Origin of the sequence: Acinetobacter septicus, from assembly GCF_019355975.1 — a bacterium.
In the GTDB taxonomy this organism is placed as follows: Bacteria; Pseudomonadota; Gammaproteobacteria; order Pseudomonadales; family Moraxellaceae; genus Acinetobacter; species Acinetobacter ursingii.
On the sequence record NZ_CP079898.1, the window covers coordinates 2,438,292 to 2,455,148 of the forward strand.

Sequence of the window (16,857 nt, forward strand, 5' to 3'; positions counted from 1 at the left end):
GTATGAATTCTTTAACTTTATATTTTAATAAAGAAACGGGCACACAATTTGCTGCACGTACGCAGGCACATTCGTCTAATCCTCTGCCAACGTCGAGTACCACCTTTTATAATCTGGATTGGGATAATCACCCGATTGATATTAAAATTGAGCATGGGCCGAATAGTATTACTCTGCATCATGTAATCGGGGTACAAACTGGGGTTGGAAAAAACTATAACTTCATGGTGACAGGTTATGATCCTATCAGTGCTGGCCTAACTGATGAAAACAGTATGAGTCATGACCAAGCTCGACTTGAAATGTTGTCCATTTTTAAACATTTAAAAGATAAAGGATGGCAACGTTATATTAGTTTATCTGAGCCTAGATTGACTGGTAAAGATGCATGGGATTATGCCCAAAAAGAATTTTACGAACTTGATCCAGACTACCCTTATACCCTAGATGAGTGGATGCAGTTAGAAGATGGTTCACGTTGGTTATTACAAGCCAATGGGATTTATATGACTATGACGATGCGCCGCGATGAAAGTAAAATGGACCCCCAAAAACCTGGAGCTTATTATATTAGTTATGAATTTGTATCAGAAAAAGAATACTATGCCCCTTATTTTAAAGATGATGATCTAAAAAAATGGGAAATCAATGCAGCACGTTGGGTTGCATTATATCCAGGCATCAAAAAAGAAATGAATCAAATACGAGCTAAAAAGGAAGCCGAACTTAAAGCACAAGGAATTATGATTGATGAAAGTTATCAAGATCCACCGTTGGTGAGTAAAAAGTAAGGTATTCACTATGGGGTGGGATTGGCTGTTGGGGCATAGAGCAATGCGGGTGATACGATATTTTCTTGGGCTGTATTTATTGCTGGGAAGTGTCTTCTTGAGCGCCTGTACCGACCAACATATTCCCTCCGATAGTGGCAATCAAAACAGTACGAATCCTTTAACCTTATATTTTAATAAAGAAACAGGCGCACAATTTGTTGCCCGTACGAAAGCAAATTCTGATAATCCTTTGCCAACGTCGAGCACCACTTTTTATAATCAACAATGGCATAAAAATCCAATTGATGTTGTGATTGAGCATGGTCCAAATACCATTACTTTACATCATGTAATTAGTGTGCAAACGGCAACTGCTGGTAATAATGGAATCGTTAATAGTTACAACAATATCGGTGCTAGTTTAACCAATAACAATACCATGGGACATGACCAAGCTCGACTTGAAATTTTGTCCATTTTTAAACATTTAAAGCAGAAAGGATGGCAAAGAGTCATTGAATTATCCTCACCGAGACTTGTTGGTAAGGATACTATTACTTATGCAAGTAAGCATACTTATGAACTTGATCCAGACTATGCTTATACCTTAGATGAATGGATGCAATTGAAAGATGGTTCACGTTGGCTGTTACAAGCCAATGGAATTTATGTGACTATTACAATGCGCCGCGATCAAAGTAAAATGGATCCTAAAAAATCTGGAGCTTATTATATTAGTTATGAATTTGTATCAGAAAAAGAATACTATGCCCCTTATTTTAAAGATGATGATCTAAAAAAATGGGAAATCAATGCTGCGCGTTGGGTTACATTATATCCAGGCATCAAAAAAGAAATGAATCAGATTCGCGCTGAAAAGGAAGCCGAACTTAAAGCCCAAGGAATCATGATTGATGAAAGCTATCAAGATCCACCATTAGTAAGTAAAAAGTGAGCCATTTATGTCTAAAGGTATACGTTGGCTTATATTTGCGCTTATGGTTTTGCTTATTTTTGACTGGATTGTCATTAGCTACTGGAAGGATATACACCTAGATGTATCGGCATCACTACTCATAAAGATGCTGATCGTGGCACCCTTGGCGTTGGTATTTGGCTTCTATGCTCTCACTTACTTATTTTCTTATATAAAAAAGAAAGCAAATCATCCAGTAGTGTCGCCTGTTGTTGAAGAAGAGCGGGATTTACCTCTGGCAGAACCTTTTAGCTTAGAGGTTAAACAACCGCTCTCTATTTTAGCAACAGCGCTTGTAACACCTTTTGGAAATGACGTAACACAGGCTATGGCTTCATTACGAAGCAATACACTTGCAGAGCCGGACCCAATATTAAAATTTCAAAATACTTATCCTTATTTAAGTCGGCGTATCCAAGCTATGCCAGCACTGAATAATCAGGAAAAGGCATTTTTAAAACAGGAAAACTTGTCGGAGTCTTTAGCATCGAGACCACTTTTCACTGATCGTTCGAAAAGAGTTGAGCAGATTATGGCTCATTTATTCAGAGAACTTTCTTTGGTTTTTCTAAGTATTGATATTAAAAAATTGGACTCAGATCTAGAGGAAAATACTAAGTCAGCTCATCAAGCACGGTTACATCCTGAATGGATATCACAGACTAAGAAGTCGATATCAGAAGAAACTCCTGCTATATATCGTCCTCTTCCGAGCTTGAAAGTGTTGTTTATATTACCTACTCATATATTGGAAATAGAAAGAAATATACTCTCTGATATTCTAAAGCAGCATTTAAATTTGTTAGATATGGGGGAGCAGCATGAGCTTAGCTATCATATTGTTGATGTTGAGAATAGTGATGATACCCAACGATTAATTTATGATGCATTGTTGAAACACTCTAATCATGACCATGACAAGCATCCTCAACTTCTTTTAATGATGGGAATAGATTCATGGATTGATCAACAGTACCTTGACATTAAATTCGAGGGCGAAAAAAAAGCAGTAAATCCTTCAGAAGGAGGCTTTGCAGTACTCTTTGCTGATCAATTCCTAACAACTGAACTAGAACCTATTGCTAATATTAGTGTACCTGTTCGGTATCAACACAGGCATTCAACAGCTCAACAGGATCCAACCATTGCAGAGAACTTAGTACAGGTGATACTACATCTTCAGCAAGCATACAATTTTAATAATCAAGATAAACTGTTTGAAATGGATGAGCTCTTATTTACTGATCATGGTGCAACACAGACTAACTCTTTAGTTGAGCTTACTTCTGTATCTAGTCATTTTCAGATTGAAGATGATCAAATCGTTTCCATAAGTCCTATATTAAATGATACTTCTGCGATGGCTCCAGGCTTTTCATTAACCCTTGCACTTGCAAATACGGCGGAAGAGCAAAAGCAATCTATACTTATTAACAATACTGGAAATCAACTTGGGTTGAGTTGGTTGCTTACACCTCCTAAAAAATTACTTGATGAATCAGAGACTGAATTAGGAGAGGTCAGCTAAATGTCCCAACCCATTATTGTAGAAGGTGATCCAACCACTACAGGCGGACGCATGATTCCGTCTCAAACTGCACGCAAATCTAGTGGCAAGAATATTATCCGATTAGGTGATAAATTTTTTTGTCCAGTCTGTAAAAAAATGGGCTCTATCGTGCAGGCAAGTAATCTTCAACTGGTGCAGAATATTGGAGTTGCATATCATGGATGTAAGGTTCAATGTGGTTGCCCTGGAAATCATATCGTGATGGCGACTCAGTCAGTTGATCTGGTTGGAACGGGTTCTAGTAGTAATTCAACAAAATCAAATACTGACAATGTAGTGGCACAAAGTAATGTTTCTGAAAAGACCTATGAGCATCAATTTGTATTGGTAGATGAGTTCACTCAGATGCCACTTGCGGATCGATTTTATAAAATAATCATGGATGGTAAAACAATTACAGGGAAAACAGATAGCCAAGGACAAGCCCAATTAATGACAGCATCTAAAAAGTTAGAAGTGTTGATAGAGGTTTATCCTGAGAATTATGAGGAACAATCAAAATGATACCTCTAATTGTAGGCACTGGCAGTAGCGCACTCGTATTAAAGTCAGATACAGGTACTAAGACAGTAATTCCCGTCAATAAACCACGTGGTACAGTGTTTTGGGGTGGTGCCGGATTGGATGGACCATATTTAAAACCAATGACTCAAGCATTTACAGATGCAGGAATTCACTATATATGGTCAGGGTTGGGGAATACCGCAACGAGAAACGTACCTAGCACTATAGGCACATTAATGGATGCTGCACGTACAGGGGTGATGATCAAAAATGATGATGGAACTGATGATTGGCGAGTTTACCCACCTACTCCGACCAGTGCAGCAAAGCAGTTTAATTTGGTTGGCTATTCTTACGGTTCCATGCTTGCAGCACAAACTGCAAAATCTTATGCAAACCTTGGTTATATGGTTGATCATTTGGTTTTGATTGGTTCTCCCATAGATGCTGATTTTTTATCGATGTTAAAAAATCATAAAAATATCAAAAAGGTAAGTGTTATAGATTTAACTGAACATGGTGACCCTATTTATGCTGGGATGAGTTTTTTCGATCTTGTTAAAAATGCCCCTTTGCTTGGAACACAAATGAATAACAATAAAGCGGAAGGACATTTTTATTATGCACATGTAGTTCCTGATTCCCCAAGACGTTGGGCAGAACTCGCTAAAAGGATTAAAAATGAAGGTTTGGAATAGTAAGTCTGTGAAGAAGAATTTTTTTTTAATCCTTTATCTTGGTTCATGGTCGTTGCTCACAATTATATGGCTTATTTTTTTGGTCAAGGTACTCAACTCAACCATTACATTTGCTGATGTAACAGTTGGTAGAGTGGTTGTATGGACAGCAGTTGCATTTATATTAAGCTTTATCCCTGTATTGCATATTCTCCTATTTCTATATTGGTATATAAAAGTATGGCGAACCAGAAATAATTTAATTTATATTTTAATTTGTCTTTTGATCATCATCGTTTCATTTATATGGTCATCAAACCATATTAGTATTTGTGTAGAAAAAGATAAAAAAGCACAGGAAATAGCTGTTGAAATAAGATAAATGTCAGGAATCACAGAAATTTTGACTTTGAGTTAGAGTTTCAAAAGGGAAGGGTAAGTCTACTGGATTTTTATGGACTTAAATAAAAAAATAAATGAGTGCTACAAAGCTGAATAAAGTATGTTGAGAGCTGTATAAACAGTGTTGATGAATCTTTAGATGTCAGCTATATGGCAAAGAATGATAAAGGACAAAACATCATTCTACCGTTTGAAGAACAACGAGTCCTCTATCGATCTGATACTCACGCGCCTTTATCGGTGGTCAGCCAACGCTTTCAGGAAGTCCAACCACATTCAATCTTGGAATTTTATCGAGATCTGACTGAACAATCAGGTTTTGAACTGGAAACCGCAGGGGTACTCAAAGGTGGGAAGAAATTCTGGGCTTTGGCGAGGACTGGACAGAGCACCGCCTTAAAAGGTAAGGATGTCAGTAATGGCTATATTCTACTGGCTACTGCTTGTGATGAAACCTTAGCTACCACCGCACAATTCACTTCGATCCGTGTGGTGTGTAATAACACTTTAGCCATCGCACTGAAAGGACAAAATAGCAATGTGGGTGTGGTGAAAGTGCCACACAGTACCCGCTTTGATACCGACAAAGTCAAACAACAACTGGGAATTTCAGTACGAGGATGGAATGAACACATGTATCAGATGAAACAACTCAGTCAACGAAAAGTCAGCCAGACTCAAGCCGCAGCTTACTTTGAGGCAGTGTTTAACAATACCAATCTCACCGTGATGGAACAGGAGGACAGCATCATTCAGTTCTACCAAAATGTCGCAGCCAAATCTGAGAGTAAATCAGAACCTAATGGCCGTGCCTTAAGCAAAGTCATGCAAATGTTTAATGGTCAAGGCCGTGGTGCTGAACTCAGCTCAGCGAAAGACACCGCCTATGGTTTACTTTGTGCAGTAACAGAATACTGTGATCACGAACGCCGAGCTATGAGTCAGGATCACAGGCTAGATTCGACATGGTTTGGTATGGGGGCTGCGATTAAACAACGAGGTTTGGAACAAGCATTAAGAATGATTGCATAGATTGATGGGCTAAGCAGAAAGAATGAATTGCAGTGATGGAATTCTTTCTGCATTTTAAAAAAAAATCTAGGGGCTGTAGTAGATAAGCTTAAATATCTGTCCAAATGAGTAGAGGTTTTAGCTGCTCTTTTGGACTGCCATAGTTGAATCGAAATCTTGCGAAGCAGTGCTTCTCATCTTTAATAAACAATATAAAGGCATTTCGGTCAATACCATTATATTTTCTTAGTACTCGTTTTGCTTGATTCCAGAAATTTTCAACACCATTGATATGATTTTTATCCTCAACAAATTTTTCTGAATGATTGATTCTATGATGGCTAAAATCACTGACATCAAGGGCATTATAACTACGATAGCTATCTGTATAAACAATGCTATCTGGAGCAATTTTTCTAGTAATTATTGGCAGTAAGGTCGCTGTCTTTGTATCTGGAACAATCTTGACGTAAACTTTGCCACCACGTTTAAGCATACCAAATACAGCTACTTTTCCCGCAGCTCCACGCCCACGTTTTCCCTTACGAACACCACCAAAATAACTTTCATCTAGCTCAATTTGTCCCTCAAAAACCTCTATGGCATCTTGGTCAAGATGATACATGATGACTTGGCGTATTTTCCTATAAAACAAAGCAGCAGAATTAGGTTGAATACCGAGTAAATCTGCTGCTGTTCTAGCGGTTACCTCTGCAATAAAAAACTCAAGTAGTTTTCTTTGAGTTTTTTTACTTAATTTACATCTAGTTATCTTCATAAAAGTAGACTATCACACTTCTAATCTACTACAGCTCCTAAAAAAATGTATAGCAAAATCCAACCAATAGTTTCAGTTTTTCCTTTAAATCAATCTATAGAGAGATTGATTAATATTCTGGAGAGCTTAAACCCTCAAGATTTTAGTAAAGAAGATGGTATGGATTTATGTACTCTTCCCTTACCATTTGATGATTAATTAAAAAATGGATGAATATATGGGAAATAAATCTTTTATTCTAAAAATACTATAATTTCTTTCTTAAACTATCAATAAAATCAGACCATTCCTGCATCATCTTAGCCCGATAGTCTAAATGCTGGGCATGGTTATAAGCTTGAGACACAGCATTACCAACTCTATGAGCTAATTGTATTTCAATTGCATCATGCATATAGCCTTGTTCATGTAAGGTTGTAGAAGCAAGCCCACGGAATCCATGTCCAGTCATTTTGCCGTTATAGCCCATTGTTCGAATTGCACATAAAAGTGCATTGCTGCTGATAGGCTTAGCTGTACTGTAATTGTAAAAAACATATTGTTGATTGCCAGTTAGAGGTTTCAATCCATCTAACAGTTCTAGAGCTTGTTTAGATAAAGGAACAATATGTGGCATAGTTCTTTTCATTTTATCGGCAGGTATGCGCCATAATTGATTTTCAAAATCAATTTCACTCCATTCCATTTTTCTAAGTTCGACGGTACGTACAAATGTCAGAGTCATCAACAGAAGTGCAGTTTTGATCACAGGACTACCATGATATCGATCCATGCGTGCAAGAAATGGAGGGAACTCAGAAATATTCAAACGTGCCATATTTTTTACTTTACGTGGCTTAAGAGCTTCCCCCAAGTGCGGGGTGGGGTCATTCTCTATAATGCCTTTACGAATTGCAAAACGGAAAATGCGACCAGCTAAAGGAATGGAGCGTTTAGCCATTTCTTGCGCACCACGCGCTTCAATTTTTTTGGCACAAGCAAGGACATCTTTACCTTTGATCTGATCAATCGGCATGTCACCTAGATCAGGAAAAAGATCTTTTTCAAATACCGATAAATCACGTAAATAAGTCGCTTCTTTAATCACTGCTTTCCGACCCTCCATCCATTCCATCGCGAGTGCTCTGAAAAGGGTGCTTTCATCTACTTGCAGTTTTCTCTGCTTCTTCGCTTCATTCGGATTAATCCCATCTTTTATTTGTAAGCGTGCTTCATCTCGAATCCTTCTTGCCTGTGCAAGTGAGGTATCAGGATATGTACCAATACTAAAAATATTTTCTTTTCCAAAAAGCCGAAACTTCATACGCCAGTGCATACCACCTGACGGACTAACCTCTAGATACATACCTTTTTCATCAGGGTATTTGGTCTTCTTTTCTAATGGTTTTATCTTTCTGATTTGGGCATCTGTAAGCATATGGATTATCCCGTTTAGAATTTGGGGGTAAAAAAATGGGGGTAAATTATTTTACCCCCAGTTATACCCCCAACTATATCTAGCTTGCAAGAGATATGGTCAGATTTAATTAGACACAAAAAAAGCCTGAATCCTTTAAATTCAAGCTTTTTAGGACAACATGGAATGTTGTTAGTAGTCATCTTGGCGGTGAGAGAGGAAGCCATAATAATTACTTAATATACTGTTTTTAAATAATATTAAAGATTAAATTTTAAAAAGTACCAACATAAATACCAACAAGTGGGAAAAGTTAATTATAAATTACGCGTATCGAGTATTTGATTCCTATTATTAAAAATAATAGGTCGAAATGTTCGAAAGATTTCATCTTTGACCGTTAATGAATAAGGTTATAATTTATTTTGGAGAAATTAGTGAATTCTTAAGTCCAATTACAGGAAAGCAAAGGAGGCTTTTTTATAAAAATTGTGTTCAAAAGCTACTCTCTTAGACTTTTAAGATTTTCTAGTCATTGTTTATTCAACAGTTGCACCTGCTGTTTCGCCCCTAAATGAAAGATGCTCGAATCTCCACTCAACATAGGAACGCATATCTTTAAAAGTAAATTCTGAATCACTTCTGATACTAGCTTTGCCAATAATACTGTTTGGATATTGAGTTTCAATTTGCTTTAAACATTTTTCAATATCAATTTTCAAAGCTTGAGCATTTTCATTAGCTCGCTCTATTTCACTTTCATATACAATAGCTATATCTATTTCGTACGGTTCTCCATCTTCAAGTTCTTGATCATTCGGATCCACGTTAATAAATAAAGCAATAATACCATTTGCTTTTGTCTGACTTTTACATCGACTTTCAATCTTATTTTGCAACCTAGATAGTCTCTGTGCTAAGTTCTCGGGAAAGGAGTGTCTTTTATATCTTGAAGATAACCATGAGCGGAGTAATTTCACTCCTTTATCGTCAATCTTTAAGCTATCATCTGCTATAACATTTTGATTATGTTGCTTACTGATTTTTGTTTTAGTTAACTGAGATAATTTTAAATATTTTTGAATACCATCAATAAAGACTGGCAAATCAATTTCTCTTGGGCTTTTACCATATATCAAATTCGGATCCTGCTCACCCTCATCTAAAATTTGGACTTTCAAAACCTCTATATCAGGTTCTTTATCCGCTTCTGCCGTGATATCACAATCATGTGATATCACGAAGACATAGTTTTCACCTTCAAAATTTGACTGGTCACCAAGATAAAGGTCACTAACTTTTATAATTGAGCCTTGTTTGAATTTTGCAATAACTCTTCCACACTCACACTGAGGTTTAACTATACAAGTCAAAGCTAGCTCCCATTTACATTATGCCAAGTCATCCAAAACATCATCGGATGTCCTAAACGCATTCTTTTTTAATCCACTAGCTCTAGTTTGAGATTCTTTTAAGTCTAGTTCTTTGATACGAGCATATTCTAGCTCAGAAATGGTTTCTCCCATTTTTAACAATGAAAATAAACTTTCTCCATTAAATAAAGGCCTCTTAATGAAGTTATCTGGTCTTTCTAAATTTAATTCACTATAGATTTTTGCTTGGCTTACTACAAAATTAGTGTGATAAATATTCTCTTGATTCTTAGGCGGCTCCCCTTTAAGCCATGTATAAGCCGTTGGTCTACTAATATTTAAAAGTTCAGCCATTGCAGACATATTCAAACCAAAACTATTTTTGATTAATTCAAGTTGCTCAGAAATAGTCAAATAAGTCACTTTTTTAGAAGTATCTAGTTCTTCTTTTTTGCTATCCAATGGAATTACATATGCAGCATGTTCCAATGTGGCTCTTGGGTTTAAAGAACTTCCTGTGCCCATTGCCCCAAAAAAACCAACTATGCCAGCTAAACAAATTTCTGTTAGTGATGTTCTAGATTTCGGAGTGACGTATTGAGAAGAACTATAAGCTATTACGGTCATCTGAATGCCTCCACATTAACTATACTTTTAAACACATTTGAAAGATTATCATGCAGTCTAACAAAATATGTATTCCACTCAGCAATCTCTGTAGACTTAACTCTAATACCAACTTTAGAAGTATCTAAATCAATTAAGGTCATTAATCCAGTAATATTATTTAATTCTTTTTTGAGTTTTAAATGTTGAATCAATGGTACTAATTCTTGTGGTAACAGAGGATTACTATTCGCAAGTTTTGCTGAAACAATACGAGAAACACAGGTTTCATTAGAATTTTCGTTTATCAAAATTTTCTCATTCATTGCATGCTGAATTTTAAAACATTCCTCATCTAAACCAAGTTTATCTTGAACTGAAAGTAAATCCTTTACCAAATAATTATCAACTTGCTCACCATCTTGTATGATCACAGCATTTAGGAATCGCAAGCCTATACGCTCAATTACGATCATCTCTAAATGCTTATTGATAATCCCCATACCTAATAAGAGAGCTTCTTTGAATTTTTCAAAACCTAAATAATTAGTAGTATGAAATACGATAAAATTTGGATTTACTACAAAACCTGCATCTTGTTCAAAATTTATGAAATGCCAAGAAGTCATTTTTTTTACTTTAGGTTGAGCTACATGAACGGTAAACTCTAACTCTTCAATTTCTTCTGATTTTTTATCAATAAAGCCCGATTTGTAAAATTCTTTATGAATTAAATCAATGACATCTTTAAAGTCAGGAATTTCTTTAATATTAATTTGTACTAGAGTATGAAACACTGGCGGTTTACTCAAAACACTTCCCATCTGAAGCCTCAAACCTTTATAAAAGCAATATTGTTTACACTTCACTTTACACTTTTTTGATATTTGTTGGAATATATACCTCCATAGGTTTTTACGATTGGGTTTCAAAATTTGTTTAGGCATTCATTGAATGCTGTAAGCTAATTTTTAGTCATGTTCTTATATTAAAGAGTCGTACTTAGATGTCATAAGCTATATTCTGCCAGTGAAGGGCAGAAAATTAGGCAAAAAACATGGTTCTGCAAAATTCAGTTCTGTATGAGTGAGAAACTATTTTTTCCAATTAATAGAATATACAGGTTAATAACTATTCACGAATTCGTTGAATTTAAGAATATCTCGGTAAACATTACGCTTACAGCTTGTCATTGGATTGTAGCCTTTAAACATGCTTGGGTTACCGCATGACATTGTGGCTACGATTGCATAGTTTCCTTTTTCACCAGTTGATTCTTTTGCGATTGATACGATGATATCGCCTTTAAATTCGCGTGGAGCATAGGTCTCAATTAGGACGCTGTTTGCCGATCTAATTTTGTAATCTGCATTTTTACTGACCCATAAATTAGCAGCGTAAGCGTCCGCTGAACCCCATACCAATTTTTAATTCGATTTAGGTTTCCAGCAGTGTGGCAGTAACTCTTCAATCTGGGTCGCTTTATGTGTCGGCAGCCTTTTCAGCACATCACTTAGATAGGCATACGGATCCAGCCCATTCAGCTTTGCTGACTGGATTAAAGTCATGATATTGGCTGCTCGTTGACCACTGCGCAGCGAACCTGCAAATAGCCAGTTCTTTCGTCCCAAGGCCCAGGGGCGCATTGAGTTCTCTGCCCAGTTATTGTCAATGGGTAGATTACCATCATCCAGATAGCGGCAGAGTGCCTGCCAACGTTTTAGGCTGTAATTGATCGCCTTGGCAGTTGGAGAACTCGATGGCACCGTCAGATAATGTTGGTTGAGCCATTCATACAGTTGTTGCATCACCAGTTGACTATGCTTTTGCCGATATTCGCGGCGGTGTTCTGCTGTACTATCGGTCTTTTTCCTGAGTTCTGCTTCTATCGCATACAGTTTCTGAATCATCAGTAATGCCTGTTCAGCGATCTGACTTTTCCCAGTCACATGTAGCTCATGGAATTTACGACGTGCATGCGCCATGCAGCCCACCTCAATGACCTGGCCTGATTTAAAGCGTGCTTTATAACCACTGTAATCGTCACAGACCAGATGACCCTGCCAGCCATTCAGGAACGCTTCAGCATGCTGACCTGAACGACTATCCTGAAAGTCATAGATCACTGCCTGAACTGGATTGTACTGTGTGGTGGCATAGGCCCAGACATAACCTTTCTTCGGTTTTTTCTCATTCTCACCCATCCGCATAATGGTGACCGGCGTTTCATCGGCATGGATCACCCGCTGTTGCAGCACCACCTGTTTTAAGGCATTGGCCAGAGGTTCCAGTTCTACACCGCAGCGACCAATCCAGTCAGATAACGTGGATCTGGACAGATCAATGCCCGCCCGCTGATAGATCAGGCGCTGACGGTACAGCGGCAAATGATCGGCATACTTCGATACCAGCACATGGCTGAGCAGTTCAGGACTGGCAATACCTTTATCAATCACATAGGCGGGCATCGCTTGCTGAGTCAGGGTGTCACACTGATCACAGACCCATTTGCCACGTACATGCTGTTCCTTATAGAACTGTGCCGGTCTGAAATGCAGTTTTTCACTGATATCTTCGCCGATACGACGTAACTGGCAGCCACAACTGCATTGGGTTGATGCAGGTTCATGCTCAATACGGATGGTGTGTAGATGATCCGGCAGCAGTCGACGTTTAGGTTTGTTGACTGTGGCTTTCTCTGTCGCTGCATCGGTTTTATCTGCATTTAGCCGTTCCAGTTCTAGATCAACCGCGGCAATATCTTCTTCAACCGCTTCATCCCAGAGATGGATTTGTTTTGCCGTTAAGTGTTCATTCTTTTGGGCGAATTTGTGCTGTTTAAATAGTGCGAGTTCATGCTCGTATTTTTGATTGAGAATAGAAAGATGTTGAACTTTGGCATCCAATTGTTGGTTTGATTGTGCTAGAGACTGATGCTGCAGCGCCAACTGCCTGGTGAATTCCAGCAGTTGTGTATGGGTCAGTTGGCTTAAATCAGGCAGCGTATTCATGACCACAGTATGGCTGAGATCATGAATATGTGTAAATAAAACGTTTGGAGAATAGCAGAATGGATGAGCTTGGTTTAGAGCATTGTTACCACTTGCTGCAGTCCGATTCTCTGCCAAGCTAAACCTTGGATCAGTGCCTGTAACTGTTCCGGGCTGATCGCCACGGTTTCACCCTGGTGAACCTGAGCCCAGTGAAATTTACCCTGTTCCAGTCGTCGGGCACACAGCCAGACACCCAGTCCATCATGCACCAGCACTTTCATGCGATGACCACGTTTATTACAGAACAGGTAAGCGCAGTGTGGTTTGATATAGCCAAATGCTCTCAGCACCTGAGCCATGGCAGTATCCATACCTGCACGCATATCCATCGGCTGGGTAGAGAGCCAGATTTCATCGATACGGATCATTTGATCAAGCCCTGAAGTAAAGGCAGTAATTCCATTGCAGATTCCACCGGCCAGTCGATCTCGATCATCTGATCCCTTGCGGAACCTTGTTCCTTATGCAGTGGAATCCTGATATGAGCGACAGCATTCTTCTCCGGCACAGGTGGTGGAGGTGTTTCTTGTTTAGTTGCGTCAGGTGGCAGAGGTGCTTCTTGTCTGACTGGCGTCGGGTGAAGAATGACGGGAAGAAAGTCGGTCTGTGGACTGGGTGGGCTTTTTAATGCCGGGACCATTGATCTGGACTGGCGAATCCATTTATGTAGCAGATTGGCATTGACCTGATGTTGCATTGCCACCTTGGCCACCGATGTGTCTGGCTGCAGGCAAAGCTCGACCAGGTGCTGTTTAAACTCAGTTGCGAAGATTCTGCGGGTTCTTTCTGTCGTTTGTTCAGTGTCTATAAAAGTGTCTAAGGCCATAAACATAATGTCCATTTAATAAATAATGGACACTATCGGGATATTGAGAAAATAAGAAAAGTGGGGTTCAGCGGACGCTTACTTAGCAGCTTCCATTTTTGTGTCACAATCTTCTCGACTGGAGCATTTAGGTGTTGATTGGATTATAAGACTTTCGTACTCAGTATTATTTAAAGCTTTTGGGAGTTTAAGGGTTTGTCCAACTGTAATTTTATAAGCTTGTAGATTATTGTCTTTAGCCACTTCTTCATAACTTGTATTATGAGCTTTGGCGATACTATGTAAAGTATCGCCTGCCTTAACTGTGTATTCATCGTAGATATTACTTTGAACATTAGCAGCTATAGGTGAGCAATTTATCAAAAAGAAAACTAGCATTAAAAGCTTTTTCATAAATTTCCGTATATTCAATTATATAGTTTAGGTGCTTTAATAATACACCAAGTTGGTGTATTTGTTTGCGTGCTTGATATTCTTGGCATGCGTTCAATCCATAATCCTGCCTATCAAGCTCTAATCAAAGAAATAGTGAGCTATCGAAAGTCAAAAAATGTGACTCAGGTTGAACTTGCCTCAAAATTGGATAAACCGCAGCAATACATAGCTAAGGTAGAAAATTTTGATCGAAGGGTCGATGTAATTGAACTTAAAGAATGGTTGAAAGCATTGGGTGCTGATAGAGATTTTTTGATCAAAATTTTAGTTGATTAGCTAAAAGAAAATACGAAATCGGCTGTCGATTGCGTTAAAAGGTAGTTTAGATCATCTCACCATACAAGGGCTGAATTAACTTTAATCGCGCTCTAATCGTTTATTGTTCGATCTGTGATGAGTTTTGAATTTAACGCGCAATATGGATAAGCTTTTCAAGGTTTCATTCCCAAAAATTTTGACTTCTAAAAAGAAAATCTTGTGACAAGGTTAATTCAAAAAATAGTCAAACGATTCACATGCAATACTTAAACCGAAGTCCGTTTTTTCTAAGACTTCGGCTCTTTTAATTAATCTTAAGTGATTAATAAATATTTGCTGTCTGATGCTGATTGAATCAAAACTTTACCGCCATTGGCTTTCATGATTAACATTCCACCCAAATCTAAAGCTTGAGCCTCTCTTCTATCTACTAAGTCTATTACTAGTGTTGTGAATTGATCTTCCGTTATTTACTGTATGCTCATCATTTTACCTTTAACTGTTATATATGTGCGTTTAAAGTTGAATTAATGACTCTATCATCGAAAGTTGTATAAATGCTGACTTTTATAATGATTAATAAATGATCGCCTAATAGTGTTCTTTATTGTGATTGTAATAGTTAAGCAATGTCTCTTATAGCTTAATAATATTAGGTACAGTTAATAGGAGACACTGCTTATTCTGACTATAGCCCAACAATTGCTATCAATTCGTTAGAAAAGAAATGTAATTACAATTAATTTGAGAAGTTTTTACGAATACATCTTTAGGTTAAACCTTGCAAAATTACTTGAGCATTTGCTTATTTCAGTGTTTAGATTAGCATTCTTTTCTGCGATGTTATTACGATTCGTTTTATTTCTCGATTGATCATAGTGACTTTCTACTTCCATCCCGAACGGTTTAACCTTGTTACTATAGATTAGCTTATCTTCATGAGATACATCAGATCTGAGTTGTGTAAATCTCAAATACTTGAATCCTTGTCTCAATAAATGATTAAAATTAACTAGATCATTGCCGATACTACTTAATATAACTTCTTTCAAACGGACTTCAACACGAATACACCATTTCTCACGAGGTAAAGGTATGCCATTGTTATCTGTTGTCTTGTAATAAAAATGATAGTAAATTGAGTCATTATCTCTATGATTAATAGCAATATTCCAACCGTTTTTAAGTCTATTAAACAAACTATGTGGTGACAATGGGATAGGCCCTTGCGAATATTTGAAAATTCGAAAGTCTGGCTTACCTTGTTTGTTTAGTTGAATGATGCCTTGTTTCAATATTAGAGATTTAAATAACGCTGTAATCAAACCGATATGTGGGGTTTTGATGAAATCAACCGCTAATTCAATAGAGTTAATTTTCATTGAGGAGATAGAGGCTTCGTAATGTTTTGATAAAATTTTAATAATTTTATATAAGTCTTTCTTTTTATTAATGTTGTGAAGATGGATGATAAATCCGGTTCCAGCTTTGCTAATACCTGAATCATCATTCCTAATATAGTATCTATGACTAGTTTGACGAGTGATGAATTGCTTAATGAGGCTTCTATTTGTTGCTTTTTTTGGCTCAAAATACAAACAAAGCACATCGATACAGGGCTTGATTTGAATACCCATCCAGTCAAATTCATAACTGTTAATATTGCTGTAAATTTCTGTTTCCATTTTTTCTGCTAATTTTGCATTAGCTAGAACACGGCGCTTTAAACCATCCATAACTCTATTAACTTTTTGAATTGAATCAAATGAGCTAATAGATTCAATTGGTTCAAATAGAGTAGTAGTTGTCTCATCGTCATAAGACTTTAAAAGATCATCAAGCTCTTTTGCTAATATTTCTTCTAAAGAATTCAGGTTACCAAAATAATCTAATCCACTATTTGTTCTTCTGATGTCTCTGCCTTCATACAGGCACTCAATGTGTGAAATTTGCTCGCCTGTAAGAGTTTGTATGCTATAATCTGATTGCAAGGTATTTTCCTCTTGAATAACAGTTCAAGACAACAAAAAGGCGGGATTCAGTCAAAATTCCGCCTTTTTGTTGTTAATTTTTTGAATGAATGGTTAGATTAACTCTAACAAACTCTTGTAAAGAGAATCTTGTGTACGCTAATTCTCCATCCAAAACATGTACACTTATTTTATACCGATGTTCTTTTAATGCTCGGCTTCTAGCGTTTGTGTTAGATCGCAAATAGC

At 37.4% G+C, this 16,857-nt stretch carries 17 protein-coding genes and 1 pseudogene; 8 read left to right on the top strand and 10 right to left on the bottom strand.

What is annotated here, in order from left to right; all coding sequences use genetic code 11:
* Positions 1-2 precede the first annotated feature (2 nt).
* The 7 genes and pseudogenes from I6L31_RS11610 to I6L31_RS11640 form a co-directional block, all read left to right on the top strand.
* Entirely contained in the window at positions 3-791 is a 789-nt protein-coding gene (locus tag I6L31_RS11610) for a hypothetical protein (RefSeq protein WP_035271565.1), read from the top strand.
* Positions 792-834: 43 nt separating this feature from the next.
* Positions 835-1,728 (top strand): hypothetical protein, encoded by an 894-nt coding sequence (locus I6L31_RS11615; protein WP_035271567.1) that lies wholly within the window; start codon positions 835-837, stop codon positions 1,726-1,728.
* A 7-nt stretch (positions 1,729-1,735) separates the two neighbouring features.
* Positions 1,736-3,277, top strand: a complete 1,542-nt coding sequence (locus I6L31_RS11620; protein WP_005000971.1) for a hypothetical protein — start codon at positions 1,736-1,738, stop codon at positions 3,275-3,277.
* Positions 3,278-3,823: a PAAR domain-containing protein gene (locus I6L31_RS11625; RefSeq protein ID WP_005000973.1), complete on the top strand. Its 546-nt coding sequence runs from the start codon at positions 3,278-3,280 to the stop codon at positions 3,821-3,823.
* Positions 3,820-4,521, top strand: coding sequence for an alpha/beta fold hydrolase (locus tag I6L31_RS11630; RefSeq protein ID WP_005000977.1), 702 nt, complete (start codon positions 3,820-3,822; stop codon positions 4,519-4,521). The genes I6L31_RS11625 and I6L31_RS11630 overlap by 4 nt, the downstream gene beginning before the upstream one ends.
* Entirely contained in the window at positions 4,505-4,882 is a 378-nt protein-coding gene (locus I6L31_RS11635) for a hypothetical protein (protein ID WP_005000979.1), read from the top strand. Before I6L31_RS11630 ends, I6L31_RS11635 begins: the two co-directional genes overlap by 17 nt.
* A gap of 149 nt (positions 4,883-5,031) precedes the next feature.
* A pseudogene (locus I6L31_RS11640) lies at positions 5,032-5,934 on the top strand (DUF932 domain-containing protein); the annotation flags it as partial.
* Between the two features lie 88 nt (positions 5,935-6,022).
* Here the strand turns inward: I6L31_RS11640 and I6L31_RS11645 are convergent.
* The 9 genes from I6L31_RS11645 to I6L31_RS11685 form a co-directional block, all read right to left on the bottom strand.
* Positions 6,023-6,691: an IS1595 family transposase gene (locus tag I6L31_RS11645; RefSeq protein ID WP_005000992.1), complete on the bottom strand. Its 669-nt coding sequence runs from the start codon at positions 6,689-6,691 to the stop codon at positions 6,023-6,025.
* Between the two features lie 247 nt (positions 6,692-6,938).
* Entirely contained in the window at positions 6,939-8,108 is a 1,170-nt protein-coding gene (locus tag I6L31_RS11650; RefSeq protein WP_005000995.1) for a tyrosine-type recombinase/integrase, read from the bottom strand.
* Positions 8,109-8,626: 518 nt separating this feature from the next.
* Positions 8,627-9,460, bottom strand: coding sequence for a hypothetical protein (locus I6L31_RS11655; RefSeq protein WP_005000996.1), 834 nt, complete (start codon positions 9,458-9,460; stop codon positions 8,627-8,629).
* Between the two features lie 18 nt (positions 9,461-9,478).
* Positions 9,479-10,087, bottom strand: a complete 609-nt coding sequence (locus I6L31_RS11660; protein WP_005000999.1) for a hypothetical protein — start codon at positions 10,085-10,087, stop codon at positions 9,479-9,481.
* Positions 10,084-10,890, bottom strand: coding sequence for a TIGR04255 family protein (locus I6L31_RS11665; protein WP_005001001.1), 807 nt, complete (start codon positions 10,888-10,890; stop codon positions 10,084-10,086). Before I6L31_RS11665 ends, I6L31_RS11660 begins: the two co-directional genes overlap by 4 nt.
* Before the next feature lie 603 nt (positions 10,891-11,493).
* Positions 11,494-13,077: an IS66 family transposase gene (gene tnpC, locus I6L31_RS11670; protein ID WP_035271574.1), complete on the bottom strand. Its 1,584-nt coding sequence runs from the start codon at positions 13,075-13,077 to the stop codon at positions 11,494-11,496.
* A gap of 74 nt (positions 13,078-13,151) precedes the next feature.
* Positions 13,152-13,487, bottom strand: coding sequence for an IS66 family insertion sequence element accessory protein TnpB (gene tnpB / locus I6L31_RS11675; protein ID WP_005001008.1), 336 nt, complete (start codon positions 13,485-13,487; stop codon positions 13,152-13,154).
* Positions 13,484-13,945, bottom strand: a complete 462-nt coding sequence (gene tnpA, locus I6L31_RS11680; protein ID WP_005001013.1) for an IS66-like element accessory protein TnpA — start codon at positions 13,943-13,945, stop codon at positions 13,484-13,486. The genes tnpB and tnpA overlap by 4 nt, the downstream gene beginning before the upstream one ends.
* Positions 13,946-14,023: 78 nt before the next feature.
* Positions 14,024-14,338 carry a LysM peptidoglycan-binding domain-containing protein gene (locus I6L31_RS11685; protein WP_005001015.1) on the bottom strand — a complete coding sequence of 105 codons (315 nt, stop codon included), beginning with the start codon at positions 14,336-14,338 and terminating at the stop codon, positions 14,024-14,026.
* 87 nt (positions 14,339-14,425) lie between these two features.
* Between I6L31_RS11685 and I6L31_RS11690 the strand changes: the two genes are divergently transcribed.
* The gene (locus tag I6L31_RS11690) at positions 14,426-14,656 is read left to right on the top strand and encodes a helix-turn-helix domain-containing protein (protein WP_035271577.1); all 231 of its coding nucleotides are present in this window, start codon (positions 14,426-14,428) and stop codon (positions 14,654-14,656) included.
* A gap of 737 nt (positions 14,657-15,393) precedes the next feature.
* Here I6L31_RS11690 and I6L31_RS11695 read toward each other — a convergent pair.
* Positions 15,394-16,629 carry a hypothetical protein gene (locus tag I6L31_RS11695; protein ID WP_005001019.1) on the bottom strand — a complete coding sequence of 412 codons (1,236 nt, stop codon included), beginning with the start codon at positions 16,627-16,629 and terminating at the stop codon, positions 15,394-15,396.
* Between the last annotated feature and the right edge of the window lie 228 nt (positions 16,630-16,857).

Excerpts from the sequence above, each read along its gene's own strand:
- I6L31_RS11610 (WP_035271565.1), top strand. The coding sequence starts at position 3 with ATGAATTCTTTAACTTTATATTTTAATAAAGAAACGGGCACACAATTT.
- I6L31_RS11615 (WP_035271567.1), top strand. The coding sequence starts at position 835 with ATGCGGGTGATACGATATTTTCTTGGGCTGTATTTATTGCTGGGAAGT.
- I6L31_RS11620 (WP_005000971.1), top strand. The coding sequence starts at position 1,736 with ATGTCTAAAGGTATACGTTGGCTTATATTTGCGCTTATGGTTTTGCTT.
- I6L31_RS11625 (WP_005000973.1), top strand. The coding sequence starts at position 3,278 with ATGTCCCAACCCATTATTGTAGAAGGTGATCCAACCACTACAGGCGGA.
- I6L31_RS11630 (WP_005000977.1), top strand. The coding sequence starts at position 3,820 with ATGATACCTCTAATTGTAGGCACTGGCAGTAGCGCACTCGTATTAAAG.
- I6L31_RS11635 (WP_005000979.1), top strand. The coding sequence starts at position 4,505 with ATGAAGGTTTGGAATAGTAAGTCTGTGAAGAAGAATTTTTTTTTAATC.
- I6L31_RS11645 (WP_005000992.1), bottom strand. The coding sequence starts at position 6,691 with ATGAAGATAACTAGATGTAAATTAAGTAAAAAAACTCAAAGAAAACTA.
- I6L31_RS11650 (WP_005000995.1), bottom strand. The coding sequence starts at position 8,108 with ATGCTTACAGATGCCCAAATCAGAAAGATAAAACCATTAGAAAAGAAG.
- I6L31_RS11660 (WP_005000999.1), bottom strand. The coding sequence starts at position 10,087 with ATGACCGTAATAGCTTATAGTTCTTCTCAATACGTCACTCCGAAATCT.
- I6L31_RS11665 (WP_005001001.1), bottom strand. The coding sequence starts at position 10,890 with ATGGGAAGTGTTTTGAGTAAACCGCCAGTGTTTCATACTCTAGTACAA.
- tnpC (WP_035271574.1), bottom strand. The coding sequence starts at position 13,077 with ATGAATACGCTGCCTGATTTAAGCCAACTGACCCATACACAACTGCTG.
- tnpB (WP_005001008.1), bottom strand. The coding sequence starts at position 13,487 with ATGATCCGTATCGATGAAATCTGGCTCTCTACCCAGCCGATGGATATG.
- tnpA (WP_005001013.1), bottom strand. The coding sequence starts at position 13,945 with ATGGCCTTAGACACTTTTATAGACACTGAACAAACGACAGAAAGAACC.
- I6L31_RS11685 (WP_005001015.1), bottom strand. The coding sequence starts at position 14,338 with ATGAAAAAGCTTTTAATGCTAGTTTTCTTTTTGATAAATTGCTCACCT.
- I6L31_RS11690 (WP_035271577.1), top strand. The coding sequence starts at position 14,426 with ATGCGTTCAATCCATAATCCTGCCTATCAAGCTCTAATCAAAGAAATA.